This is a genomic window from Psychrobacter sp. GW64-MNA-CIBAN-0177 (assembly GCF_040309585.1).
GTDB classification, from domain to species: Bacteria; Pseudomonadota; Gammaproteobacteria; order Pseudomonadales; family Moraxellaceae; genus Psychrobacter; species Psychrobacter okhotskensis.
On sequence record NZ_JBEOOY010000076.1, the window covers coordinates 1 to 392 of the forward strand.

At 42.1% G+C, this 392-nt stretch carries 1 protein-coding gene; it reads left to right on the forward strand.

The window, feature by feature from the left end:
- The coding region (locus AAEY79_RS14235) for a hypothetical protein (RefSeq protein ID WP_352288885.1) at positions 1-338 on the forward strand (338 nt) is incomplete at its 5' end.
- Between the last annotated feature and the right edge of the window lie 54 nt (positions 339-392).

The following is a 392-nucleotide window of genomic DNA, read 5'->3' on the forward strand; positions in this document are numbered from 1 at the left end:
GCCAATTACAAACGGCACTTGAAAATCAATCTGGCAAACCCGTTTCAATTGAGCAAGCGGGCAGTTGGTATAAAATCGACGGCGCAAAATCAGTGCGTTTTAGCGAACTCGACGCTATGCATGCTAATTTAACGGCATCTTCAGTAAAAAAAGTACCACTGACAACCACGTGCGGATTAGTCGCTGAACCTAGGCGAAAAGAATCGGCAAAAACTGCAGCGAAAAAAACACCGACTAAAAAGGTTCAATCAACCTCAGGTGGATTAACCCCTAAGCAGTTGTGGCGTCAAAAACTCGAAAATACAATCGGTAAGCAAACATTGCCTCAAGGTTTTTAATAAAACGTGGCAATAACAGATAATACTGTATTGCAAAACAGGTATTGACGACTG